Consider the following 24,486-nt stretch of genomic DNA (forward strand, 5'->3'; position numbering starts at 1 on the left):
CTAACGCTCCTCGCCGTACAGCAGCGCGCCCACGTCAGGCTCCACGTCGAACATGTTTTGCAGGGCATCCAGCGTGTCGCGGGCTTCCGCTTCGTTAATCACGCTCATGGCAAACCCCACGTGGACGAGCACCCACTGGCCGAGACGCGATGCGCCCGTTTCATCGCTGCTGCCCACCAGCGTCAGGTCCACGTCGCGCAGGATGCCGCAGACCTCCACTTTGGCCTGGTTCCCGTCAATGGAATGGATTTGTCCCGGTACGCCTATGCACATCGTTCACTCTCCAGCCAGTTCAGCCAGGCGTCCATGCCGTCGCCGCGCGTGGCGGAGACCAGCAGGATCTCAATCTCGGGATTCACTTCCCGGGCGCAGGACAGGCACTTATCCACGTCGAAGTTCAGGTACGGCAGCAGGTCGACTTTGTTCAGCAGCATGATGGAGGCGGCGGCAAACATATGCGGGTACTTCAGCGGCTTGTCTTCGCCTTCGGTCACCGAAAGCACCGCCACCTTGTGGCGTTCGCCCAGATCGAAGCTTGCCGGGCAGACCAGGTTGCCGACGTTTTCAATAAACAGAATGCCGTTATCCGCCAGCGGCAGACGCGGGGCGGCGTCGGCAATCATCTGCGCATCCAGGTGGCAGCCTTTGCCGGTATTGACCTGAATCGCCGGGGTGCCGGTTTCGCGAATGCGCGCCGCGTCGTTAACGGTTTGCTGGTCGCCTTCGATCACCGCGCAGGAGACGCGCCCGTTCAGGCGTTTGAGCGTTTCCGTTAACAGCGTGGTTTTGCCGGAGCCGGGGCTGGAGACCAGGTTCAGCACCAGCTGTTTGCGGGTGGCAAAGCGCGCGCGGTTGCGGGCGGCGATCTGGTTATTTTTGTCCAGCACGTTGATTTCCACCTCCAGCATCTGGCGCTGGCTGATGCCCGGCGCGTGGGTACCCGCTTCGCCATGGCCGTAGTGCAGATCGCCCGCAGCGGAGCGTTGCGGGGAGAAGGTGATACCGGTTAAAGCCGCAGCTGGCCGCGGGGCTGGCGAAAAGGGCGCGGAGCGAAACGCGGAATGGGGACGGTGTTCATCCCCTTCTATATACAGGTTGCCTTCGGCGCAACCGCAGGTGCTACACATAATTTACTCCTTCTCGATTTCGAGGCGTTGGATCTGCATGCCGTCGTCCGCCACGATGCGAAGACCGGTGCTCTGACACTGCGGACAGCGCTGAACCTTTGATGACAGCAGGGTGACGTACTGCCGGCACTGCTCGCACCAGCACTCCGCCTGCTGCTCTTCAATATGGAGTTCGCAGCCTTCCGCCAGCGTGCCGCGACACACCAGCTCAAAACAGAAATTCAGGGCGCTGGTCTCGACGCAGGAAAATGCCCCGACCTTCAGCCAGACGCCGGTGACGCGCTTCGCGTGGTTTTGCACTGCCTGCTGTTCGATAAGCTCCAGGGTCCGCTGGCAGAGGGTGATTTCGTGCATGACGCCTCCTCAATGAATTGCGCCATTGAATGCAATAACGGTGCCAGCTTGATTTTTGTTAAGGCGTGACGATGTCAACGCTGTCGAAATGACACGTCGACACCGCGGCGTTGACAGCGGTTTTGCAATTAAAACCATTTAAAATCATAAGGATAAAAACTGGCATGGAATCTGCTTAACAGCCGCTATCTCCATTAAACGGATACCTTCTATGACTATTTGGGAAATCAGCGAAAAAGCGGATTACATCGCGCAGCGTCATCAGCAGCTGCAGGACCAGTGGCACCTCTACTGCAACTCTCTGGTTCAGGGCATCACCCTCTCGAAAGCGCGTCTTCACCACGCGATGAGCTGCGCGGCGCAGGGCGACATGCGCTTCGTCCTGTTCGGCCATTTCACCATTAACGTTACCCTGGCGGACAACTTCAACAGCCACACCATTGAGTACCACCTCGAGACAAAAGACGGCGAAAAACAGTGTATTGCGAAGGCGCAGCTGATGGCTGATGGCATGGTGGATGGCCACGTCAGCAACCGCGATCGCCAGCAGGTGCTGGAGCACTATCTGGAAAAAATCGCGCCGGTCTATAACGGCCTGTATGCCGCCGTTGAACACGATCTCCCGGTCAACCTGAAGCAGCTGATGGACGGAAACGCCTCAGCGAACGTGGCCTGACTCCTGCGTGTCGAGAAGTGTCGACAAGACAGTTTTTCGTCAAAAATGACTATCACCAGAGGATAACCCGGTGAACCGTTTTGTAATTGCTGACTCGACGGTCTGTATTGGCTGTCGAACCTGTGAGGCGGCGTGCTCGGAAACGCATCGCCTGCATGGGCTGCAGTCCATGCCGCGCCTGCACGTCATGCGTAATGAAAAAGAGTCTGCCCCGCAGCTCTGCCATCACTGTGAAGACGCCCCCTGCGCGGGTGTCTGCCCTGTGAATGCCATCACCCGCGTTGATGGCGCTGTCCAGCTGAACGAAAGCCTGTGCGTAAGCTGCAAGCTGTGCGGCATTGCCTGCCCGTTCGGCGCGATTGAATTTTCCGGCAGCCGTCCGCTGCATATTCCGGCGAACGCCAACTCGCCAAAAGCCCCACCCGCGCCACCGGCTCCGGCACGCGTAAGTACGCTGCTGGACTGGGTGCCCGGCATCCGTGCCGTTGCGGTGAAATGCGACCTGTGCAGCTTCGATGAGCAGGGCCCGGCCTGCGTGCGCACCTGCCCGACTAAGGCGTTGATTCTGGTTAACATTCGCGACATCGCCCGTACCAGCAAGCGTAAACGCGAGCTGACCATCAACAGTGATTTTGGCGACCTTTCTCTGCTACAGGCGCTTAACGAGGGGGCGAAATGAACGCGGCGATGATGATTACCAGCGCGGTAGCCTGTTTTGCTGCCGCCGCTGTTCTGGCGCTGATCTTCTCATTCCATAAAACTCTGAGCGGCGCGATCGCCGGGATCGGCGGGGCGGTTGCTAGCCTGATGACGCTGGCGGCAGGCGGCGATGTCCTGCTCGGCGGCCAGTCCTCAGAGGCCGTGATGCCGCTGATTCGCCACTCGGTTGCGATCACGCCGCTGAACGCCATCTGGCTGGTGACGTTTGGCCTGTGCGGGCTGTTTATCAGCCTGTTCAATATCGACTGGCACCGCCATCCGCACGCCAGGGCTAACGGCCTGCTGGTTAACCTGCTGATGGCGGCGGCGGTCTGCACCGTTATTGCCAGCAACCTCGGCGCGCTGGTGGTGATGGCGGAAATCATGGCGCTGTGCGGCGTGTTCCTGACCGGCTGCAGCACCTCCGGCAAGCTGTGGTTTGCGCTGGGACGCCTCGGGACGCTGCTGCTGACGCTGGCCTGCTGGCTGGTGTGGCACCGCTTCGGCACGCTGGACTTCGCTGCGCTCAACGGCCATCCGCTGGGGAACGACGTCTGGCTGCTGGGCGTGCTCGGCTTTGGCCTGCTCGCTGGCATCATCCCGCTGCACGGCTGGGTGCCGCAGGCGCATGCGAATGCCTCCGCGCCCGCCGCCGCGCTGTTTTCTGCGGTGGTGATGAAAGTGGGTCTGTTCGGGATTCTGGCGATTACGCTGACCGGCGGACAGCCGCCGCTGTGGTGGGGCGTCGTGCTGCTGGTCGCCGGAATGATTACCGCGTTCGTCGGCGGCCTGTACGCGCTGATGGAGCACAATATCCAGCGCCTGCTGGCGTACCACACCCTGGAAAATATCGGCATCATCCTGCTCGGCATTGGCGCGGGAGTGACCGGGCTAGCGCTCAATCATCCGGCGCTGATTGCCGCCGGGTTTATCGGCGGTCTTTATCACCTCGTCAACCACAGCCTGTTTAAAAGCACCCTGTTCCTCGGCGCGGGCAGCGTCTGGTTCCGCACCGGTCATCGGGATATCGAAAAGCTGGGCGGGATTGGCAAAAAGATGCCGGTGATTTCGCTGGCGATGCTGGTCGGGCTGATGGCAATGGCCGCGCTGCCGCCGCTGAACGGCTTTGCCGGGGAGTGGGTGATCTATCAGTCCTTCTTCGCGCTCGGCCAGAGCGACGCATTTATCGCACGCCTGCTCGGCCCGCTGCTGGCGGTCGGGCTGGCGATTACCGGGGCGCTGGCGGTGATGTGTATGGCGAAAGTCTACGGCGTGACCTTCCTCGGCGCGCCGCGCACCCGCGAAGCGGAAAACGCCTGCTGCGCACCCTTGTTGATGGGCATCAGCGTGGTCGCGCTGGCGCTGTGCTGCATCGCGGGCGGCATCGCCGCGCCGTGGCTGCTGCCGCTGCTGGGCAACGCCATTCCGCTGCCGCTGACCGTGGCGAATACCACCGTCTCTCAGCCCATGATCGCGCTGCTGCTGATTGGCGCACCGCTGCTGCCGCTCGTCCTGATGCTGTTCTTCAAACGCGACCGGCTCGCCTCCCGCTCGCGCGGTTCGGCGTGGGCCTGCGGCTACGAACACGAACAGTCGATGGTCATCACCGCCCACGGTTTTGCCATGCCGGTGAAGGAGAACTTCGCCGCCGTGCTGAAGCTGCGCCACTGGCTGAACCCGGTAGGCTGGGTACCCGGCTGGCAGAGCGCCGCCGCACCCGCGCTGTTCCGCCGTCTGGCGGTCATCGAGCTGGCGGTGCTGGTGGTCATTGTGATTTCACGAGGAGCCTGACATGAGTCTGTTACTGGCAATTCTTCAGGCGCTGGTGCTGTTCGCCGCTGCGCCGCTGCTGTCGGGCATCACGCGCGTGGCGCGCGCCCGAATGCATAACCGTCGCGGGCCTGGGGTGCTTCAGGAATACCGCGATCTCTTTAAACTGCTCTCCCGTCAGAGCGTCGCGCCGGACGCCGCAGGCTGGGTCTTCCGCCTGACGCCGTTTGTGATGGTGGGCGTGATGCTGACCATCGCCACCGCGCTGCCGGTGGTGACGGTGGCGTCGCCGCTGCCCGTGCTTGGCGATCTGATCACGCTTATCTACCTCTTTGCCATCGCCCGCTTCTTCTTTGCGATTGCGGGCCTGGACACCGGGAGCCCGTTTACCGGCATCGGTGCCAGCCGCGAGGCAATGCTCGGCGTGCTGGTGGAGCCGATCCTGCTGCTGGGGCTGTGGGTCGCCGCGCAGGTCGCGGGCTCCACCCACATCAGCTTTATCACCCACACCGTTTACCACTGGCCGGTGGCGCGCTCGATCCCGCTGGTGCTGGCGCTGTGCGCCTGCGCGTTCGCCACGTTTATTGAGATGGGCAAACTGCCGTTCGACCTCGCGGAAGCCGAGCAGGAGCTGCAGGAGGGGCCGCTTACCGAGTACAGCGGCTATGGATTCGCGGTGCTGAAGTGGGGCATCAGCCTCAAACAGCTGGTGGTGCTGCAGATGTTTGTCGGCGTCTTCTTCCCGTGGGGGCAGATGACGCACTTCTCCGCAGGCGGTCTGGTGCTGGCCGTCGTGGTTGCCGCCCTCAAGCTGCTGGTAGGCGTGCTGGTGATTGCCCTGTTTGAAAACAGCATGGCGCGCCTGCGTTTTGTGGAAACGTCGCGCATCACCTGGGCCGGTTTTGGTTTTGCATTTTTAGCGTTCGTCTCCTTGCTGGTGGCGTGATTAAAGAGAGTATTTATGTCTGAAGAAAAGAAAGGTCAGCAGTATCTCGCCGCGTTGCATCAGGCTTTCCCCGGCGTGGTGCTGGAGGAGTCCTGGCAAACCAAAGACCAGGTAACCGTCACCATTAAGGTGAACTATCTGCCGGAAGTGGTGGAGTTTCTGTACTACCAGCAGGGCGGTTGGCTGTCGGTGCTGTTCGGCAACGACGAGCGCCAGCTGTGCGGCAACTATGCGGTGTACTACGTGATGTCGATGGAGCAGGGCGAAAAGTGCTGGCTCACCGTGCGCGTCGAAGTCGACCCGGCTAAGCCGGAATACCCGTCCGTCACGCCGCGCGTGCCCGCCGCCGTCTGGGGCGAGCGCGAAGTGCGCGACATGTACGGCCTGGTGCCGGTCGGCCTGCCGGACGAGCGCCGCCTGGTGCTGCCGGACGACTGGCCGGACGAACTCTATCCGCTGCGCAAAGACAGCATGGACTACCGCCAGCGCCCGGCGCCGACCACCGACAGCGAAACCTACGAGTTTATCAACGAGCTGGGCAGCAAGAAGAACAACGTGGTGCCGATCGGCCCGCTGCACGTTACCTCCGACGAACCGGGCCACTTCCGCCTGTTCGTCGACGGCGAAAACATCATCGACGCCGACTACCGCCTGTTCTACGTCCACCGCGGCATGGAAAAGCTGGCGGAAACCCGCATGGGCTACAACGAAGTGACGTTCCTCTCTGACCGCGTGTGCGGTATCTGCGGCTTCGCCCACAGCACCGCCTACACCACCTCGGTGGAGAACGGCATGGGGATCGTGGTGCCGGAGCGCGCGCAGATGATCCGCGCCATTCTGCTGGAGGTGGAGCGTCTGCACTCGCACCTGCTGAACCTCGGCCTGGCCTGCCACTTCGTCGGTTTTGACTCCGGGTTTATGCAGTTCTTCCGCGTGCGTGAAGCGTCAATGAAGATGGCGGAGATCCTCACCGGGGCGCGTAAAACCTACGGCCTGAACCTGATCGGCGGGATCCGCCGCGACCTGCTGAAGGACGACATGATCCAGACCCGCCAGCTGGCGCAGCAGATGCGCCGCGACGTGCAGGAGCTGGTGGACATGCTGCTCAGCACGCCAAACATCGAGCAGCGCACCGTCGGCATCGGCCGCCTTGACCCGGAGATCGCCCGCGACTTCAGCAACGTCGGCCCGATGGTGCGCGCCAGCGGCCACGCCCGCGACACGCGTGCCGATCACCCGTTCGTCGGCTACGGCCTGCTGCCGATGACCGTGCACAGCGAGCAGGGCTGCGACGTCATCTCGCGCCTCAAGGTGCGCATCAACGAGGTGTTCACCGCCCTGAACATGATCGACTACGGCCTCGATAACCTGCCGGGCGGCCCGCTGATGGTGGAAGGCTTCACCTACATTCCGAACCGTTTTGCCCTCGGCTTTGCCGAAGCGCCGCGCGGGGACGACATCCACTGGAGCATGACCGGCGACAACCAGAAGCTCTACCGCTGGCGCTGCCGCGCGGCCACCTACGCCAACTGGCCAACTCTGCGCTATATGCTGCGCGGCAACACGGTTTCCGATGCGCCGCTGATCATCGGCAGCCTCGACCCGTGCTACTCGTGCACCGACCGCATGACCGTTGTGGACGTGCGCAAGAAGAAAAGCCAGGTGGTGCCGTACAAAGAGCTTGAGCGCTACAGCATCGAGCGTAAAAACTCGCCGCTGAAATAAGGACTCGCCATGTTTACCTTTATCAAAAAAGTAATCAAAACCGGCACTCAGACCAGCCGCTATCCGCTGGAGCCGATGCCGGTGGATAAAAATTTTCGCGGCAAGCCGGAGCACAACCCGCAGCAGTGCATCGGCTGCGCGGCCTGCGTCAACGCCTGCCCGTCGAACGCCTTAACGGTAGAAACGGATCTCAAAACCGGCGAGCTGGCCTGGCAGTTTAACCTCGGGCGCTGCATCTTCTGCGGCCGCTGCGAGGAGGTCTGCCCGACGGTCGCCATTCGCCTGTCGCAGGAATTCGAGCTGGCGGTGTGGAAGAAGGAGGACTTCCTCCAGCAGTCGCGCTTTGACCTGTGCCGCTGCCGCGTCTGCCAGCGCCCGTTCGCCGTGCAAAAAGAGATCGACTACGCCATCGCGCTGCTGCAGCACAACGGTGACGCCCGCGCGGAGCATCACCGCGAAAGCTTTGAAACCTGCCCGGAGTGCAAGCGTCAGAAGTGCCTGCTGCCGTCCGACCGCATTGATATCACCCGCCATATGAGAGAGGCCAGCTGATGGAAAATTTACTCGGCCCGCGCGACGCTAACGGCATTCCGGTGCCGATGACGGTGGAGGAGTCCATCGCCAGCATGAAGGCGTCGCTGCTGAAAAAAATCAAACGCTCGGCCTACGTCTACCGCGTGGACTGCGGCGGCTGCAACGGCTGCGAGATTGAGATCTTCGCTACGCTGTCGCCGCTGTTTGACGCCGAGCGCTTCGGCATCAAAGTGGTGCCGTCCCCGCGTCATGCGGACATCCTGCTGTTTACCGGAGCCGTCACCCGCGCCATGCGCTCGCCGGCGCTGCGCGCCTGGCAGTCCGCGCCGGACCCGAAAATCTGCATCTCGTACGGGGCCTGCGGCAACAGCGGCGGCATCTTCCACGACCTCTACTGCGTCTGGGGCGGGACCGACAAAATCGTGCCGGTGGACGTCTACATTCCGGGCTGCCCGCCAACGCCTGCCGCGACGCTGTACGGCTTTGCCATGGCGCTTGGCCTGCTGGAGCAGAAAATCCACGCGCGCGAGCCGGGCGAGCTGGACAACCGGCCTGCGGCCATCCTGCACCCGGACATGGTCCAGCCGCTGCGGGTGAAGATTGACCGCACGGCGCGCAGGCTGGCGGGCTATCGCTACGGGCGCCAGATTGCCGACGATTATCTGCGCCTGCTGAGCCAGGGCGACCATCAGGTGGCGCGCTGGCTGGAGGCGGAAAACGATCCGCGTCTCAATGAGATCGTGGCGAACCTGAACAGCATCGTGGATGAGGCGCGTATCCGATGAGTGAAACGGTGGTGTTCAGCCAGCTGAGCCGTAAGTTTATTGATGAGAACGATGCCACGCCGGATGCGGCGCAGCAGGTGGTCTATTACAGCCTGGCGATTGGGCATCACCTCGGGGTGATTGACTGCCTGGAGGCGGCGCTGAGCTGCCCGTGGCCCGAGTACCTGGCGTGGATCGCCACGCTGGAGGAGGGCAGTACGGCGCGGCGCAAGATGGAGGGCGTGCCGAAGTACGGCGAGATCGTCATCGACGCCAACCACATTGCAATGCTCGCCAACGCCTTTGACGCGGCGCTCGCCAGGCAAACCCCCGAGCAGCAGGCGTGGAGCAAAACGCTGCTTAGCATGCTGCACGATATTCATCAGGAGAGCGCCATCTACCTGATGGTGAGGAGATTACGTGACTGACGTTTTACTGTGTGTCGGCAACAGCATGATGGGCGACGACGGCGCGGGCCCCCTGCTGGCAGAGATGTGCGCCGCGAATCCGCAGGGCAATTGGGTGGTAATTGACGGCGGCAGCGCGCCGGAAAACGACGTGGTCGCCATCCGCGAGCTGCGCCCGGAGAAGCTGTTAATCGTCGATGCCACCGATATGGGGCTCAACCCCGGCGAGATCCGCCTGATTGATCCGGACGACATCGCCGAGATGTTTATGATGACCACCCACAATATGCCGCTGAACTACCTGGTCGATCAGATTAAAGACGACGTGGGCGAGGTGCTGTTTTTGGGGATTCAGCCGGACATCGTTGGATTTTATTACCCGATGACGCCGCCGGTGAAGGAGGCGGTGGAACGGGTCTATTCACGGCTTGCGGAGTGGGTTGGGGACGGCGGTTTTTCTCAGCTCTGAGCAGTGCCAAACCCCTCTCCCTGTGGGAGAGGGCCGGGGTGAGGGCAACAGGCTACTCGAGATCCGCCCCGTTACTCGCGATCACCTTCTTATACCACCAGAACGATTTCTTGAGTTTTCTGTCCAGCGTGCCGTTCCCGGCGTCGTCGCGGTCAACGTACACAAAACCGTAGCGCTTGCTCATCTCGCCCGTTGAGGCGGCCACCAGGTCGATACAGCCCCAGGTGGTGTAGCCCATCAGCGGCACGCCGTCCTCAATCGCGTCGCCCATCGCGCGAATGTGCTCGCGCAGGTAGCTGATGCGGTAGTCGTCGTTGATCTCGTCGTTTTCATCAATGACGTCCTTCGCCCCGAGGCCGTTTTCCACCAGGAACAGCGGCTTCTGGTAGCGGTCGTACATCATGTTCATGGTGATGCGCAGGCCGAGCGGGTCGATGCCCCAGCCCCATTCGCTCACCTGAATATGCGGGTTACGCAGGGACTTCACGATGTTCGCCGCGCTGGTGTTGCCCGCGTTCATATCCGCCGATGCGCAGCGCGAGGCGTAATAGCTGAACGAGACAAAGTCGACGGTGTTTTTTAACAGCTCGTCGTCGCCGGGATCTTTCACAATCACCACGCCTTTTTCGCGGAACACGCGGGCGGAGTAGGCCGGATAGCTGCCGCGCGCCTGCACGTCGATAAAGAACAGGTTCTCGCGGTCTTTCTCCAGCGCCATCCACACGTCTTCCGGCTTGCAGGAGTACGGATAGAAATTTCCGCCCGCCAGCATGCAGCCGACCTGGTTTTCCGGGTTTACCTCGTGGGCGATTTTGGTCGCCAGCGCGCTTGCCACCAGCTCGTGGTGCGCGGCCTGGTATTTCACCTGGTCTTCGTTTTCGCCTTCCTCAAACACCAGCCCCGCGCCGGAGAACGGGCTGTGCAGCATGATGTTGATTTCGTTGAAGGTCAGCCAGTATTTCACCAGCCCGTTAAACTCTTCGAAGCAGGTGCGGGCGTAGCGGGCGAAGAAATCGACCATCTTACGGTTGCGCCAGGAGCCGTACTCCGTCACCAGGTGCATCGGCACGTCGAAGTGGCAGAGCGTCACCAGCGGCTCGATGTTGTACTTTTTGCACTCCTCGAACACCGCGCGATAGAAGGCAATGCCCTCTTGGTTCGGCAGCGGTTCGTCGCCGTTCGGGTAGAGGCGGCTCCAGGCGATGGAGGTGCGGAACACCGTAAAGCCCATCTCCGCCATCAGGGCGATGTCTTCTTTATAGCGATGGTAAAAATCAATCGCTTCGTGGCTCGGGTAGAACTCGTCGTCACGCAGCGAAAAACGCTTTTCCTTACCGAGCTTCACCGCCAGGCGATTCGCGCCGTGGGGGATCATATCGACCGTCGTCAGTCCTTTGCCGCCTTCACGGTAAGCACCTTCACTCTGGTTGGCGGCAAGCGCGCCGCCCCATAAAAATCCTTGTGGAAAAACAGACATTCTTACCTCGCTTTCAATTTATGCTTTTGCTGCGTTGTTCTGTACCGGTGCGGTCTGCAGGGCTCGTGCTTTTTCAGCCTCATCTTCGACCGGGATATCCTCAAACCCTAAAAGCAGGGTCAGAACAAACGACAGCACCACTGCCAGCCCCATCACGCCGAACACCCAGACGATGGTCATCGGATTGGCCGGGTCAAAGAACTGCACGCTGGTGAACAGCCCCGGTGCCGCCATCGAGTGGCTGGCAAGACCGGCCATGCCGGCGATCGCCCCGCAGATAAAGCCGCTGATCAGGCTCGCAATCAGCGGACGTTTCAGACGCACCGCCACGCCGTACAGGGCCGGTTCAGAGATCCCCGCCATAATGGCGGAGGCCGCTGCCGCCAGCGCCGTCTGGCGCAGCTCCGGGTTTTTGGTTTTCCACGCCACCGCCAGCGACGAGCCGCCGAGCGACAGGTTGGCGCCGATTTCCGACGGCATCACCATCCCTTCCTTGCCCGTTTCGGCAATGGTCTGAATGATGGTCGGCGTAAACACGCGGTGCATCCCGGTCATCACCAGCAGCGGCCAGAGCGCGCCCATGATGGCGACGGAGAGCCAGCCCAGGTAGCCGTGAATGGTGTAGACCAGCGCGGAGATGGCGCTACCGATCCAGATCCCCAGCGGGCCAATCAGCACGATGGCGAGCGGGGCGGCAATCAGCACGATCAGCATCGGCTTGAGGAAGTTTTTCGTCACCGCCGGGGTAATGCGATCCACCCAGCGTTCGATGTATGACAGGCACCAGGTCATCACCAGCGCCGGGATGACGGTGTAGGTGTATTTCACCGCCGTCACCGGAATAAAGGCGAACTCAACGTGCTCGCCCTGCGCGGCTTTCGCCATCAGCTCGATAAAGCTCGGGTGCACCAGCACGCCGGCAATGGCGATGGCCAGCGACATGTTGGTTTTGAACTTCACCGCCGCCGAGGCCGCCACCATCAGCGGCAGGAAGAAGAAGGCGCCGTCGCCGATGACGGTCAGAATAGTGAGCGTCGGCGCGCCTTTTGGCAGCACGCCGGTCATCTCGAGGATCATCGCCAGCAGCTTGACCATCGAGCCGCCGATGATCGCCGGGATCAGCGGGGACATGGTGCCGATCAGCGCGTCGAGGATCCCGGCGCCAATGCGGCGTAAGGTCATCTTCTGCGGACCTTCCGGCACTGCGGGCTGCAGGTCCGTGGGCAGCAGGCTCACCACTTCGCGGTACGCCTGTGAAACCGTGTTGCCAATAATGACCTGGCACTGGTTGTCGTTGCGTACCACGCCGAGCACGCCGCTGATGCTTTTCAGTCGCGCAGCGTCGGTCAGGCTTTCGTCTTTCAGTACGAAACGCAGACGCGTCATGCAGTGGGTGACGGCGACGATGTTCTCTTTGCCGCCCAGCGCGCTGATAACGTCGTTCGCCAGCGCAGCGTAATTTTTGGCCATCGGATGTGATCCTGTTATTGTTGTGAGACATGTAGGAAACCGGTTCCACATAATCATCATGAGTTTCTGTGAATGAAACAAGATCGCTTTTTGACCATTTTTTCGTTTCGTGATGCAGATCGCAATGAGGTATCGAAAGCGTGATTTCACCGCTGCGACAATTTTTTTGCAGTGCAGTACACTGCGCTCCATCAGATTCAGACGGAATAACACTATGACCACGATGCTTGAAGTGGCGAAGCGGGCAGGCGTTTCGAAAGCCACGGTGTCCCGGGTGCTGTCGGGAAATGGCTACGTCAGCCAGGAGACCAAAGACCGGGTGTTTCAGGCCATTGAAGAGAGCGGCTATCGCCCGAATTTGCTGGCGCGAAACCTGGCAACCAAACGTACCCAGACGCTGGGACTGGTGGTGACGAACACCCTCTATCACGGCGTCTACTTTAGCGAACTGCTGTTTCACGCCGCGCGCATGACGGAAGAAAAGGGGCGGCAGCTGATCCTCGCGGACGGCAAGCACAGCGCGGATGAAGAGCGCGAGGCGATCCAGTACCTGCTCGATATGCGCTGCGACGCGGTGATTATCTATCCGCGTTTTCTAAGCGTGGAAGAGATGGATGAGATCGTCGAGAAGTGCGAACAGCCGATTATGGTGCTCAACCGCCGCCTGCGGAAAAACAGCAGCCACTGCGTCTGGTCCGATCATAAAGCCTCCAGCCAGGAGGCGGTGTCGCAGCTGATTGCGAAAGGGCACCGGGAGATCGCGTTTATCACCGGCTCGCTGGATTCCCCCACCGGGGTTGAGCGTCTCTCCGGCTACAAGGACGCGCTGGCGCAGCACGGTATTCCGCTGCGCGAGGGGCTGATTGCGCAGGGAAAGTGGAACCCCGCCAGCGGCGCGGCGGCGGTTGCCGAACTGCTTGCGCGCGGTGAACGGTTTACGGCGCTGGTGGCGAGTAATGACGATATGGCAATCGGCGCCATGAAGCAGCTCCACGACAGCGGCGTGGCCGCACCGGACGCGGTGTCGGTGATCGGTTTCGACGACGTGGCCATCGCGCCTTACATCGTGCCGTCGCTCTCCAGCGTGCGTATTCCGGTGACGGAGATGATCAAAGAGACCATCAGCCGCCTGATCTTCATGCTCGACGGCGGTGAGTTTAAGTATCAGCAGACCTTCTCCGGCGAGCTTGTCCTGCGCGACTCCGTTATTGACGGCCCGCACCGCTGATGTCGACAGCTGTCATCGTCATAAGTGACGATGACAGCACCATCGTGATTGTTAAATTCATCTAAAATCAACAGGTTAATTATTGGCACGGTTTATGAATATCTCCGCGCATAACTGTAATGCTGGAGAAGCAGATGAACCGTTTTATTATGGCCGATGCCAGTAAGTGTATTGGTTGCCGTACCTGTGAAGTGGCGTGCGTGGTTTCCCATCAGGCGGAGCAGGACTGCGCGTCGCTCACCCCTGACACCTTCCTGCCGCGCATCCACGTCATCAAAGGCGTGAATATTTCCACCGCCGCTATCTGTCGCCAGTGCGAAGACGCACCGTGCGCGAACGTCTGCCCGAACGGGGCGATTAAACGCGAGAAAGGCTTTGTGCACGTCATGCAGGAGCGCTGCATTGGCTGCAAAACCTGCGTGGTCGCCTGCCCGTACGGCGCGATGGAGGTGGTTGTTCGTCCGGTGGTACGCAACAGCGGCATGGGTCTGAGCGTACGTGCGGAGAAAGCCGAAGCCAACAAATGCGATCTTTGCTATCACCGCGACGCCGGTCCGGCCTGCATGGAAGCCTGCCCGACGCATGCGCTGGTCTGCGTGGATCGCGAGAAGCTTGAGCAGATGAGCGCCGAAAAGCGCCGTCGTGCGGCATTCGACACGTCGTCATCGCTGCTGTTCTGAACCGTATGTGCAGTAACGGCGTACAGCTGCGCGTGCGCGGTAAAGTGCAGGGCGTGGGGTTTCGTCCCTTCGTCTGGCAGCTGGCGCAGGCGCTTCAGTTGGCCGGCGACGTCTGCAATGATGGAGAGGGCGTGCTGGTGCGCCTCGCGGGTAATGGGGGGGCCTTTACCGCGAGGCTGCATCAGGACTGCCCACCGCTGGCACGCATTGACCACGTTGAAACGCAGCCGTTTACGTGGGCGCAGGTGCCGGAGGACTTTACCATCCGCCACAGCGCGGGCGGGGCGATGGACACGCAGATCGTCCCCGACGCCGCGACCTGCCCGGCGTGCCTGGCTGAAATGCGCGACCCCGGCGAGCGCCGCTATCGCTATCCGTTCATCAACTGCACGCACTGCGGGCCGCGGTTTACCATTATCCGCGCGATGCCCTATGACCGTCCGGCCACGTCAATGGCCGCATTTCCCCTCTGCCTGCCGTGTGAGACGGAATACCGTAACCCGGCTGACAGACGTTTTCACGCTCAGCCGGTAGCCTGCCCGGACTGTGGGCCCGCGCTGGAATGGCGTGCGGGCGACATCACCGCTGCCCGTGAGGCTGCGCTGAGCGCGGCGGTGGCGATGCTGAAAAGCGGCGGCATAGTCGCGGTCAAAGGGCTGGGCGGTTTTCATCTCGTCTGCGATGCGCGTAATCCGCAGGCGGTCGCGACGCTTCGGGCACGCAAACAGCGACCGTCTAAGCCGCTGGCGGTAATGATCCCGAATGCGGACGGCGTGCCGGAGGCGATCCAGACGCTGTTACGCTCCTCCGCAGCGCCGATTGTGCTGACCCCAAAAGCCTCGCTTCCCGGATTTCCCGAAGGGATTGCACCCGGGCTCGATTGTATTGGCATCATGCTTCCCGCTAATCCGCTGCAACACCTGCTGATGATGGACTGCCAGCGCCCGCTGGTGATGACTTCCGCCAACCTCAGCGGCAGACCGCCTGCCATGACCAACCAGCAGGCGCTGGATGAGCTCGGCGACGTCGCGGACGGCTTCCTGCTGCACAACCGCGATATCCTGCAGCGGATGGACGATTCGGTGGTGGATCGCGACGGCGCGATGCTTCGCCGCGCGCGCGGTTTTGTGCCCGATGCCGTCGCGCTGCCTGCGGGTTTTGAGAATATCCCCGCCATGCTATGCACCGGCGCGGAGATGAAAAACACCTTCTGCCTGGTGCGTGGCAGCCAGGCGGTGCTGAGCCAGCATTTTGGCGATCTCGGTGACGAGGGCGTCGAAGCGCAGTGGCGCGGCGCGCTATCGCTGATGCAGAAAATTTACGCCTTTCAGCCGAAGCGCGTGGTGTGTGACGCCCATCCGGGCTATCACACACAACGATGGGCGCAGGCGCAGGGGCTGCCGGTCGAAACCGTACTGCACCATCACGCCCATGCGGCGGCGTGCCTGGCGGAGAACGGCTGGCCGCTCGACGGCGGAGACGTGATTGCCCTGACGCTGGACGGGATCGGCATGGGCGAGGACGGCGCGCTGTGGGGCGGGGAGTGCCTGCGGGTGAGCTATCTCGCGTGCGAGCGTCTGGGCGGGCTGCCTGCCGTTGCGCTGCCGGGGGGCGATCTGGCGGCGCGGCAGCCGTGGCGCAATTTACTCGCCCACTGCCTGGCGTTTGTCCCTGACTGGCAGCAGTACCCGGAAACGCGCGCGGTTCAGCGCCACAGCTGGCCGCTGATGGCAACGGCGATCCGGCGCGGCATCAACGCGCCGCAGGCCTCGTCCTGTGGTCGCCTGTTTGATGCGGTCGCCTGCGCGCTGGGCATTGAAACCCAATCCTGGGAAGGTGAAGCGGCCTGCCGGCTGGAAGCGCTGGCGGCGCAGTGCGCGGGCGTCGACCATCCGGTGACGCTGGACGTGGATAACCTCGCGCAGTTCTGGCAGCAGTGGCTGAGCTGGCAGGCGGAATCCTGCGGGCGCGCGTGGGCGTTTCACGACGCGCTGGCAAAAGGGCTGGCGGAACTCGCCGCGCGCCATGCCCGACGCCTGTCGCTGTCGACAATCTGTCTCAGCGGCGGCGTGCTACACAACCGTCTGCTGCGCGCGCGGCTGCGTCATTATCTCTCTGACTTTACGCTTCTTTTTCCTTCGCGCCTGCCCGCAGGTGACGGAGCGATCTCCTTCGGGCAGGCGGCGATCGCCGCTGCCCGGTCATGTTCACAAAGGACTTAAAATGTTACGACTCTTACGCAATGAACCTCGCGCCGCGCTTCTGCTGCTGGCTCTGGTAATGGCAAACCTGCTGGCCTGGGGATGGGCATGGCACGCTTTTAGCGGCAGCACGGCGCTGATGGCCGCCAGCCTGCTGGCGTGGTGCTACGGGCTGCGTCACGCGGTGGACGCTGACCACATCGCGGCGATTGATACCGTGACGCGTAAGATGATGCAGCAGGGCAAACGTCCTTCCGGCGTGGGGGCGTGGTTCTCGCTGGGGCACTCCACCATCGTGGTGCTGGCCTCCATTGCTATCGCCGCGACCGCGACGGCGTTTCAGAAAAACATGGAATGGTTCCACGAAACCGGCAGCCTGATTGGCACCGCCGTTTCCGCCACCTTCCTGCTGGCGATGGCGCTGCTGAACATGGTGATCCTGCGCGGCGTCTGGCGCAGTTTTCAGGCGCTGAAACAGGGCAGGCCCGCGCAGGGCGACATCACGCTTCCTGCCCAGGGCGGCGTCATGAACTGGCTGTTTGGCAAAACCTTCCGCCTGGTGAATAAAAGCTGGCAGATGTACCTGGTCGGTTTCCTGTTTGGCCTCGGCTTTGACACGGCCACCGAGATTGGCGTGCTGGGGATCTCTGCCGCCAGCGCGTCAAGCGGGATGTCGGTGTGGTCAATCATGGTCTTCCCGGCGCTCTTCGCCAGCGGCATGGCGCTGGTGGATACCCTCGATAACCTGCTGATGGTCGGCGCCTACGGCTGGGCGTTCAACAAGCCGCAGCGCAAGCTCTACTACAACATGACCATCACCGGCACCTCCGTGGTGGTGGCGCTGTTTATCGGCGGGCTGGAAGCGCTGGGTCTGCTGATGGACAAATTTGCCCTCAGCGGCGGCGTGTGGGATCTGATTGGCACGGTAAACGACAATCTGGGCAACGCCGGGTTTGTGGTGGTTGGGCTGTTTGTCGCCTGCTGGCTGATCTCCATGGTCAACTACCGCTGGCGTGGCTACGACGCGCTGGTGGTACGTTCCTGAACCGGCTCCTGCACGGCGCAACCTCCGCGACTTCGTCAATGGCTGGCGCATAGCGGCATACCGATAAAAAAGATGCTGAAATGTAGAACTTTTGCGGAATAAATATATTCCGCATTCTTCGCTTGTGTGAAATAACGAGAAAGATAATTGAGTTATTTATAAAAATTCGCCATGATTCGCCTCCTGCTGATGATGTCTTTTCAGACTGAGTCGGCTGCCAATAATAAAGCTGGATGATGTTTTTAATCTGTTTCAGATTAAAGTATTTACGAAAATAATAAATAAGGTATTGATAGCGATGATATATCTACTTTGCATTTATTTGATGAATAGAATACGTAAAAAAAAGCCCCGGAATATCGGGGCGGTGAATAATAAAATCCAAAGATTAAGACAGCGTAGACTTGCTGTTGGCCGGGTAAACGAAGCGCCGCCCGGCAAAGCGAGGGTTAAGCAGGTAACAGTTTTAGCAGAGCGAAAGCCTCCTTCATCCGGTCTTCACTAACCACAAAAGCGCGAATCTGACCCTCGTTATCCGCGCCGCGCGCGACCATTCCCTGCGGTTCGAGGGTAATTTGCCAGTTCAGATCCTGACGCTGCGTTTCACCGGCAAGATGCAGCGGTAATTCCGGCGTTTTGACTTTAATCAGCATGGCGGGTAATTTCAGCGGCGCGCTGCCGCCGAGCATATTTTTCGCCAGATACATCGCACTTAATTGAATTGGCTGTAAAAATGGCAGCACCTGACCGTTAATTTCAGCGCAGTCACCTAACGCGTAAATATCAGGTTGCGTGGTTTGCAGGTAGCTATTTACCTTCACGCCACGCTGTATTTCGGCGCCTGCGCGATGCGCCAGCGCGGTTTCCGGGCGCAGGCCCGTTGCAGCGATTACCACATCCACCTCAACGCTGCGGCTGCGGTCGAGCGTGGCACGAATGCCGCCTTCGGTTTTGCTCAGGCTTTGCAGCTGCGATTTCAACAGCAGATGCACCCCCATGTCGGTCAGGCGATGCTGTAAGCGACTGCTTACTTCTGCCGGCATCAGCGACGACAGAATGCTCGCCGCATGGTCGACCAGAGTCACGGATTTACCCGCCCGGCAGAAATCCATCGCCAGCTCGGTGCCTATCAGCCCGCCACCAACAATCATTACCCGCTGCGCGTCGCGAAGCGCCGTTTCGCTGGCCTGATACTCCTGCTGGCTGTTGAGGGTGATCGTCAGCTCGCGGCCCTCAATCGGCGGCACAAACGCAGAGGCACCCGTGGCCAGCACCAGCCTGTCGTACTGCCAGGTTTTCTCTTTTGCTTTTACCACGTGGGCGGCGGCGTCGATGTCGGTGACCCAGGTGTAGGGAAACAGACGCAGGTTAAACTGTTCCGCGAACTCCCCCGCCGTCTGGCGGGTGAGGTCCTCGGCGCGCTGATTCTGGCTAATGACGTGGCTCAGATCGGGCTTGTTGTACTCGTCCATGCTGTCGGCGGCGATCACCGTCAGCGGCACGCTGGCGTCCTGCTTGCGGATATTTTTCACCAGCTGGCGGGCGGCAAAGCCCGAGCCGATGATGACGATCCCGTTGCTCATTTTGCCTCCGTACCCAGTTCGTCAAAGACGTCTTTCCCGAGGGAACATTCCGGGCAGAGGAAATTGTCCGGCACGTCACTCCAGGGTGTACCTGGCGCAACGTCCTGCAGCGGCTCGCCCAGTTCAGGATCGTAAATCCACTGGCAGACGCTGCACTGCATGCGCGGTCCGGGATCGGCGGCTGCCGCGGCGGCGCAGGCGCAGGTTTCCTGCTGTTCGGATGGTTGTGCAGCTTGCGGAAGGGGGGCGAGCGCCCACTGACGGGCAATGTCGCGACCGTGCTGGCGGCAGATCTCCAGGGCGTCGATATCCGGACGCCATTTCGCCTTCAGGCTGAGGGACATTTCAAAGCCCGCATCCTGTAAACGGGTGGAGAGACGGTCTACCGCGCCGCCGCTCCAGCCGTGGGAGCCAAAGGCGCTGGCGCGCTTGTTGCGAAAACGCAGGCCGGTCATCTCTTCTACCAGACCGGCAATTTTCGGCATCATCACGTTGTTCATGGTGGAGGTGCCCACCAGCACGCCCTTAGAGCGGAAGACGTTGGTCAATACCTCGTTCTTATCGCTGCGCGCCACGTTGAAGATTTTCACCGCCACGTTGGGGTCCACTTCGTTGATGCCCTGGGCAATGGCGTCCGCCATCATGCGGGTGTTGTTGGACATGGTGTCGTAGAAAATAGTGATGCGGTCTTCCTGATAGTCCGCCGCCCATTTCAGGTACAGCTCCACAATCTGGGTGGGATTTTCACGCCACACCACTCCGTGGGAGGTGGCAATCATATCCACCGGCAGGTTAAAGCCGAGGATCTCGGTGATTTTCGGCGTCACCAGGCGGCTGAACGGCGTCAGGATGTTGGCGTAGTAGCGCTGGCACTGCTCGAACAGCTCGGTCTGGTCCACTTCGTCGTTGAACAGGCGCTCGTCGCAGTAGTGCTGGCCGAAGGCGTCGTTGCTGAACAGCACCGCGTCGCCGGTCATGTAGGTCATCATGCTGTCCGGCCAGTGCAGCATCGGGGTTTCCACGAAGATCAGCTGCTTGCCGTTGCCGATATCCAGCGCGTCGCCGGTTTTCACGGTGTGGAAGTTCCACTCCGGATGGTGGTGGTGGCCGTTGATCGAGTCGATGGCGTTGGTGGTGCAGTAGATCGGCGTGTTCGGAATGTAGGACATCAGCTCGGTCAGCGCGCCGGCGTGGTCCTCTTCCGCGTGGTTGATGATGATGTAGTCGATGTCGTCCAGGTCGATTTCACTGCGCAGGTTCTGCACGAACTCGCGGCTGAACTTGTGATCGACGGTATCGATCAGCACGTTTTTTCCTTCGCGGATGAGATAGCTGTTGTAGCTGCTTCCGCGCAGCGTTTTGTATTCCGTCCCGTGGAAATCGCGCACTTCCCAGTCACGTTGACCCACCCAATGAATGTTATTTTTAACAAGAATAGACATAGCAACCTCTACGTAATACAGCATTTTCAAATAAGATGGTTTGCCTATATCAAGTTGCGTGCCAGTTTTTAATTTATTGATTTAACTTAATTAATATTTTTATGATCCGTAGTGGGTAGTCATTATGACTATCAAAATCAGTGTCAATATGACAACATCCATTGTCAAAATGACAGCGAGGTCAATATGAGCTTTTCCGTAGACGTGCTGGCGAAGATCGCCATTGAACTGCAGACCGGTATCGGCCATCAGGACCGCTTTCAGCGGCTGATCTCCACGCTGCGCCACGTGCTGGCGTGCGACGCCTCGGCGCTGCTGCGCTACGAGGGGCGGCAGTTTATTCCGCTGGCTATCGACGGGCTGGCGAAGGACGTGCTCGGGCGGCGCTTTACCCTCGAAGGGCATCCGCGTCTGGAAACCATCGCCCGCGCGGGTGACGTGGTGCGCTTCCCGGCGGACAGCGACTTGCCCGACCCGTACGACGGGCTTATTCCCGGACAGGAGAGCCTGAAGGTGCATGCCTGTATCGGCCTGCCGCTGTTTGCCGGACAAAACCTGATTGGCGCACTGACCCTTGACGGCCTGTCGCCGGACCAGTTCGACACCTTTAGCGACGAAGAGCTGCGCCTGATTGCCGCCCTGGCCGCCGGGGCGCTGAACAATGCCCTGCTGATTGAACAGCTGGAGAGCCAGAACATTCTTCCCGGCAGCCCGGCGGCGTTTGAGCAGGTGACGCACACGGAGATGATCGGCCTCTCTCCGGGCATGGCGCAGCTCAAAAAAGAGATTGAGATTGTCGCCGCCTCAGATTTGAACGTGCTGATCTTCGGGGAAACCGGCACCGGCAAGGAGCTGGTGGCGAAGGCCATTCACGAAGCGTCGCCGCGCGCGGTGAACCCGCTGGTGTACCTCAACTGCGCCGCGCTGCCGGAAAGCGTGGCGGAAAGCGAGCTGTTTGGTCACGTAAAAGGGGCGTTTACCGGGGCCATCAGCAACCGCAGCGGCAAGTTCGAAATGGCCGATAACGGCACGCTGTTTCTGGATGAAATCGGCGAGCTCTCCCTGTCGCTGCAGGCCAAGCTGCTGCGCGTGCTGCAGTACGGCGACATCCAGCGCGTGGGGGATGACCGCAGCCACAGAGTGGACGTTCGTGTGCTGGCGGCCACCAACCGTGACCTGCGTGAAGCGGTGCTGGCAGGGCAGTTCCGCGCCGACCTGTTCCATCGCCTGAGCGTGTTCCCGCTTACCGTGCCGCCGCTGCGCGAGCGCGGGGACGACGTGCTGCTGCTGGCGGGCTTTTTCTGCGAGCAGTGCCGTCTCAGGATGGGGCTTTCCCGCGTGGTGCTGAGCCCGGGTGCGAGGTCGCATCTGCTGAGCTACGGCTGGCCGGGCAACGTGCGCGAGCTGGAGCATGCGATTCACCGCGCGGTGGTGCTGGCGCGGGCGACGCGTTCGGGTGATGAAGTGGTGCTCCACGCGCGGCATTTTGCGCTGCAGGATGAAACCGCACCGGCTATCGCCCAGGCGGTGCCAGAGATAGCGAATGAAAATCTGCGTGAAGCTACAGAGGCGTTTCAGCGTCAGAGGATTACCCGCGCGCTGGAACAGAATAACCGCAGCTGGGCGGCGTGCGCGCGGGCGCTGGAGATGGACGTCGCCAACCTGCACAGGCTGGCGAAGCGTCTGGGACTGAAGGGTTAGATAATCCCGGCCTGATAGAAATCCTGCAGGTTGATGGCGCCGCACAGCCTGCCGGCGTCATCCACCACCGGTGCGGCGGTAATTTTGCGCTTCATCAGCACCTCTTTGGCTTCAATGGCGCGGCTCTCGGCGTTCAGCGTCAGCCCGCCTTTGGTCATGGCGTCCGACACTTTGGTTTCCAGCCTGCCGCCGCCCACCAGCCAGCGGCGCAGGTCGCCGTCGGTGAACACGCCCTTAACGCTCCCGCCGTCATCGCACACCGCAACCAGCCCAAGGCCGGTGCGGCTGAGCTCCAGCATCGCGTCCATGACGCTGGTATCGAGCTTGACCTGCGGAATGGCATCGTCGGTGCGCATCAGGTGGTGAACCTTGTTGAGCAGGCGTGCGCCGAGCGCGCCCGCCGGATGCGAACGGGCGAAATCTTCTTCGTTAAATCCGCGCGCCTGCATCACCGCCATTGCCAGCGCGTCGCCCATCATCAGGGTGTTAACGGTGCTGGAAGTCGGGGCGAGGTGCATCGGACAGGCTTCACGCTCAACGGAAATATCCAGCGTCGCCTTGGCGGCCAGCGCCAGCGGCGAGCGGGATTTCCCGGTCATCGCCAGCAGGGCGACCGATTTTTCCTGCAGGCGCGGAATAATCAGATCCAGCTCTTTGGCCGAACCGGAGTAGGAGATAAACAGCATCACGTCGCGGCTTTCAATCATCCCCAGATCGCCGTGCAGCGCCTCTGCCGGATGCACGAAGAACGCCGGGGTGCCGGTGCTGGCGAGCGTCGCGGCAATCTTTTTGCCGATATGGCCGGATTTACCGATGCCCGCCACGATCACTTTGCCTTCGCAGTGGATAATGGTGTTGGCGGCGCGGACAAAATCCTCGCCCAGACGTTCCGGCAGGCGGCTGGCTTCCTGCAGTTCCAGCATCAGCGTCTGGCGGCCCGTTTCTAACAGAAAATCACTCATCTCTCTCTCCGGTTACGATCACGTCGATTCCTTTCTCTTCCAGCGCTTTCTTGAACGCCGGGTCGATACCCGCGTCGGTAATCAGCTTATCAACGCTTTCAAGGCTACAGACAATGTTGGGGCTTTTGCGGCCAAACTTCGACGAGTCGGCCATCAAAATCACTTCCCGCGCGGCGTTGCACATCGCTTTACTGACGCTGAACACCTCGTTGAACGTCGTAACGCCTGCGTTCAGGTCGATGCCGTCGGTGCCCATAAAGAGTTTATCAAAGCTGAAGTGGTCGAAGGCATTCTCCGCCAGCTGGCCGTGAAACGACGCCGATTTTTTGCGGAAGGTGCCGCCGGGCATCAGGATGGTCTGCTCGCTGTCGAACTCTGACAGGGCGTTGACGATGTGCAGGCTGTTGGTCATCACCGTGATGTTGTTAAAGCGGCTGAGCAGCGGGATCATCTGCAGGACGGTGCTGCCTGCATCCAGAATGATGGAATCGCCATCGTGGATAAATTTGACGGCGGCTTCGGCAATCAGCGCTTTCTGGTGGGTATTGATCAGCGTTTTGTGGTCGATAGGCGGGTCCGCTTCGTCCTTATTGAGCACCACGCCGCCGTAGGTTCGAATGACGGCGCCAGAGTTTTCGAGCAATACCAGGTCCTTGCGTATTGTCGTGCCGGTGGTGTCAAAGTAGTGGGCCAGATCCTCTACCGAGCATTTTCCCTGCTTTTGCAGATGCTCGAGAATGGCCGCCTGCCGCTGACGAGGTTTCATAGGCGCTTCGTTCCTTAGGTTGCGAAATGATAATTTCGCAAGTCTATAGCTTTCACAACGAAATTATCCATGTTTCAGATTAAGCGCTAATGATAGTGCATTCTGACAGAGTGGATCATGGGGAAAGATCACATCAGGCCGTAATTCCTGCAGCGAAATGCCGTTTATTGCCTGGATTTTCACCGGTCGGGCAAAGACGGTCATGCCGCGCATGATGAGGGAATCGCAGACGTGATTGTTTTCATCCAGTGCAACGGCGACGACCACGCGCGGTTTGAAGCGTCCACCGGAACGCCCGACCCCGACGCGACCTTTCTGACACAGCGCGTCAAACGCGCGGTTAAACTGGTGGATCTGCCAGCCGCCAAACGCCATCTGGCAGATCCAGGCGAGGGCGGCGACGGTGATGAGTGCGGTGACCATATCGGCTCCTTGTTTTGTTCCCTCTCCCGGTGGGAGA

Annotated in this window: 24 protein-coding genes; 14 read left to right on the plus strand and 10 right to left on the minus strand. The window is 60.8% G+C overall.

What is annotated here, in order from left to right:
* The 3 genes from HCH49_RS16800 to hypA are packed head-to-tail and all read right to left on the minus strand — an operon-like array spanning position 1 to position 1,481.
* Complete coding sequence (locus HCH49_RS16800; protein ID WP_023308975.1) at positions 1-273, minus strand: HypC/HybG/HupF family hydrogenase formation chaperone; 273 nt, start codon at positions 271-273, stop codon at positions 1-3.
* Positions 264-1,127: a hydrogenase nickel incorporation protein HypB gene (hypB, locus tag HCH49_RS16805; protein WP_167818889.1), complete on the minus strand. Its 864-nt coding sequence runs from the start codon at positions 1,125-1,127 to the stop codon at positions 264-266. Before hypB ends, HCH49_RS16800 begins: the two co-directional genes overlap by 10 nt.
* A 3-nt stretch (positions 1,128-1,130) precedes the next feature.
* Positions 1,131-1,481: a hydrogenase maturation nickel metallochaperone HypA gene (hypA, locus tag HCH49_RS16810; protein ID WP_033146387.1), complete on the minus strand. Its 351-nt coding sequence runs from the start codon at positions 1,479-1,481 to the stop codon at positions 1,131-1,133.
* 211 nt (positions 1,482-1,692) lie between these two features.
* On the opposite strand from hypA, the gene hycA reads away from it, so the two are divergent.
* From hycA to hycI, 9 genes are all read left to right on the plus strand, one after another.
* Entirely contained in the window at positions 1,693-2,157 is a 465-nt protein-coding gene (hycA, locus tag HCH49_RS16815; protein WP_029739532.1) for a formate hydrogenlyase regulator HycA, read from the plus strand.
* Between the two features lie 70 nt (positions 2,158-2,227).
* Positions 2,228-2,836, plus strand: a complete 609-nt coding sequence (locus HCH49_RS16820) for a 4Fe-4S dicluster domain-containing protein (RefSeq protein ID WP_023308971.1) — start codon at positions 2,228-2,230, stop codon at positions 2,834-2,836.
* On the plus strand, positions 2,833-4,647 hold the full coding sequence (gene hycC / locus HCH49_RS16825; protein ID WP_221703033.1) for a formate hydrogenlyase subunit 3: 1,815 nt from the start codon (positions 2,833-2,835) through the stop codon (positions 4,645-4,647). The genes HCH49_RS16820 and hycC overlap by 4 nt, the downstream gene beginning before the upstream one ends.
* 1 nt (position 4,648) lies before the next feature.
* Positions 4,649-5,572: a respiratory chain complex I subunit 1 family protein gene (locus tag HCH49_RS16830; protein ID WP_047059954.1), complete on the plus strand. Its 924-nt coding sequence runs from the start codon at positions 4,649-4,651 to the stop codon at positions 5,570-5,572.
* A 15-nt stretch (positions 5,573-5,587) separates the two neighbouring features.
* Complete coding sequence (gene hycE, locus HCH49_RS16835; protein ID WP_047059952.1) at positions 5,588-7,297, plus strand: formate hydrogenlyase subunit HycE; 1,710 nt, start codon at positions 5,588-5,590, stop codon at positions 7,295-7,297.
* 9 nt (positions 7,298-7,306) lie between these two features.
* The gene (locus tag HCH49_RS16840) at positions 7,307-7,849 is read left to right on the plus strand and encodes a formate hydrogenlyase complex iron-sulfur subunit (RefSeq protein WP_182071570.1); all 543 of its coding nucleotides are present in this window, start codon (positions 7,307-7,309) and stop codon (positions 7,847-7,849) included.
* Positions 7,849-8,616, plus strand: coding sequence for an NADH-quinone oxidoreductase subunit B family protein (locus HCH49_RS16845; protein WP_033146382.1), 768 nt, complete (start codon positions 7,849-7,851; stop codon positions 8,614-8,616). The genes HCH49_RS16840 and HCH49_RS16845 overlap by 1 nt, the downstream gene beginning before the upstream one ends.
* A complete protein-coding gene (locus HCH49_RS16850) occupies positions 8,613-9,023 on the plus strand; it encodes a formate hydrogenlyase maturation HycH family protein (protein ID WP_039263385.1) in 411 nt (136 codons plus the stop codon). Before HCH49_RS16845 ends, HCH49_RS16850 begins: the two co-directional genes overlap by 4 nt.
* Positions 9,016-9,471, plus strand: a complete 456-nt coding sequence (gene hycI / locus HCH49_RS16855; protein ID WP_039263387.1) for a hydrogenase maturation peptidase HycI — start codon at positions 9,016-9,018, stop codon at positions 9,469-9,471. Before HCH49_RS16850 ends, hycI begins: the two co-directional genes overlap by 8 nt.
* 52 nt (positions 9,472-9,523) lie before the next feature.
* Here the strand turns inward: hycI and HCH49_RS16860 are convergent, their stop codons facing one another.
* Positions 9,524-10,948 (minus strand): 6-phospho-beta-glucosidase, encoded by a 1,425-nt coding sequence (locus tag HCH49_RS16860; protein WP_221703034.1) that lies wholly within the window; start codon positions 10,946-10,948, stop codon positions 9,524-9,526.
* Between the two features lie 18 nt (positions 10,949-10,966).
* A complete protein-coding gene (ascF, locus tag HCH49_RS16865; protein ID WP_221703035.1) occupies positions 10,967-12,418 on the minus strand; it encodes a PTS cellobiose/arbutin/salicin transporter subunit IIBC in 1,452 nt (483 codons plus the stop codon).
* A gap of 214 nt (positions 12,419-12,632) precedes the next feature.
* Here ascF and HCH49_RS16870 point away from each other — a divergent pair, with 214 nt between their 5' ends.
* The 4 genes from HCH49_RS16870 (at position 12,633) to HCH49_RS16885 (ending at position 17,572) form a co-directional block, all read left to right on the plus strand.
* Positions 12,633-13,646, plus strand: a complete 1,014-nt coding sequence (locus HCH49_RS16870; protein WP_045888102.1) for a LacI family DNA-binding transcriptional regulator — start codon at positions 12,633-12,635, stop codon at positions 13,644-13,646.
* A 134-nt stretch (positions 13,647-13,780) separates the two neighbouring features.
* Positions 13,781-14,326, plus strand: a complete 546-nt coding sequence (gene hydN, locus HCH49_RS16875; protein ID WP_039263391.1) for an electron transport protein HydN — start codon at positions 13,781-13,783, stop codon at positions 14,324-14,326.
* Between the two features lie 5 nt (positions 14,327-14,331).
* Positions 14,332-16,548, plus strand: a complete 2,217-nt coding sequence (gene hypF / locus HCH49_RS16880) for a carbamoyltransferase HypF (protein ID WP_221703036.1) — start codon at positions 14,332-14,334, stop codon at positions 16,546-16,548.
* A 1-nt stretch (position 16,549) separates the two neighbouring features.
* Complete coding sequence (locus HCH49_RS16885; protein ID WP_221703037.1) at positions 16,550-17,572, plus strand: HoxN/HupN/NixA family nickel/cobalt transporter; 1,023 nt, start codon at positions 16,550-16,552, stop codon at positions 17,570-17,572.
* Between the two features lie 449 nt (positions 17,573-18,021).
* Here the strand turns inward: HCH49_RS16885 and norW are convergent, their stop codons facing one another.
* Positions 18,022-19,155 carry an NADH:flavorubredoxin reductase NorW gene (gene norW / locus HCH49_RS16890; protein WP_221703038.1) on the minus strand — a complete coding sequence of 378 codons (1,134 nt, stop codon included), beginning with the start codon at positions 19,153-19,155 and terminating at the stop codon, positions 18,022-18,024.
* On the minus strand, positions 19,152-20,597 hold the full coding sequence (gene norV / locus HCH49_RS16895; RefSeq protein WP_221703039.1) for an anaerobic nitric oxide reductase flavorubredoxin: 1,446 nt from the start codon (positions 20,595-20,597) through the stop codon (positions 19,152-19,154). The genes norW and norV overlap by 4 nt, the downstream gene beginning before the upstream one ends.
* A gap of 186 nt (positions 20,598-20,783) precedes the next feature.
* On the opposite strand from norV, the gene norR reads away from it, so the two are divergent.
* Positions 20,784-22,298 (plus strand): nitric oxide reductase transcriptional regulator NorR, encoded by a 1,515-nt coding sequence (gene norR / locus HCH49_RS16900; RefSeq protein ID WP_221703040.1) that lies wholly within the window; start codon positions 20,784-20,786, stop codon positions 22,296-22,298.
* Here the strand turns inward: norR and gutQ are convergent.
* From gutQ to gutM, 3 genes are all read right to left on the minus strand, one after another.
* A complete protein-coding gene (gutQ, locus tag HCH49_RS16905) occupies positions 22,295-23,260 on the minus strand; it encodes an arabinose-5-phosphate isomerase GutQ (RefSeq protein ID WP_033146372.1) in 966 nt (321 codons plus the stop codon). The genes norR and gutQ overlap by 4 nt on opposite strands.
* Positions 23,253-24,026 (minus strand): DNA-binding transcriptional repressor, encoded by a 774-nt coding sequence (locus HCH49_RS16910; protein ID WP_032640855.1) that lies wholly within the window; start codon positions 24,024-24,026, stop codon positions 23,253-23,255. The genes gutQ and HCH49_RS16910 overlap by 8 nt, the downstream gene beginning before the upstream one ends.
* 63 nt (positions 24,027-24,089) lie before the next feature.
* Positions 24,090-24,449, minus strand: coding sequence for a transcriptional regulator GutM (gutM, locus tag HCH49_RS16915; protein ID WP_045404213.1), 360 nt, complete (start codon positions 24,447-24,449; stop codon positions 24,090-24,092).
* Positions 24,450-24,486: the final 37 nt, after the last annotated feature.

The organism is Enterobacter sp. Y17, assembly GCF_019730495.1.
Classification (GTDB): Bacteria; Pseudomonadota; Gammaproteobacteria; order Enterobacterales; family Enterobacteriaceae; genus Enterobacter; species Enterobacter asburiae_B.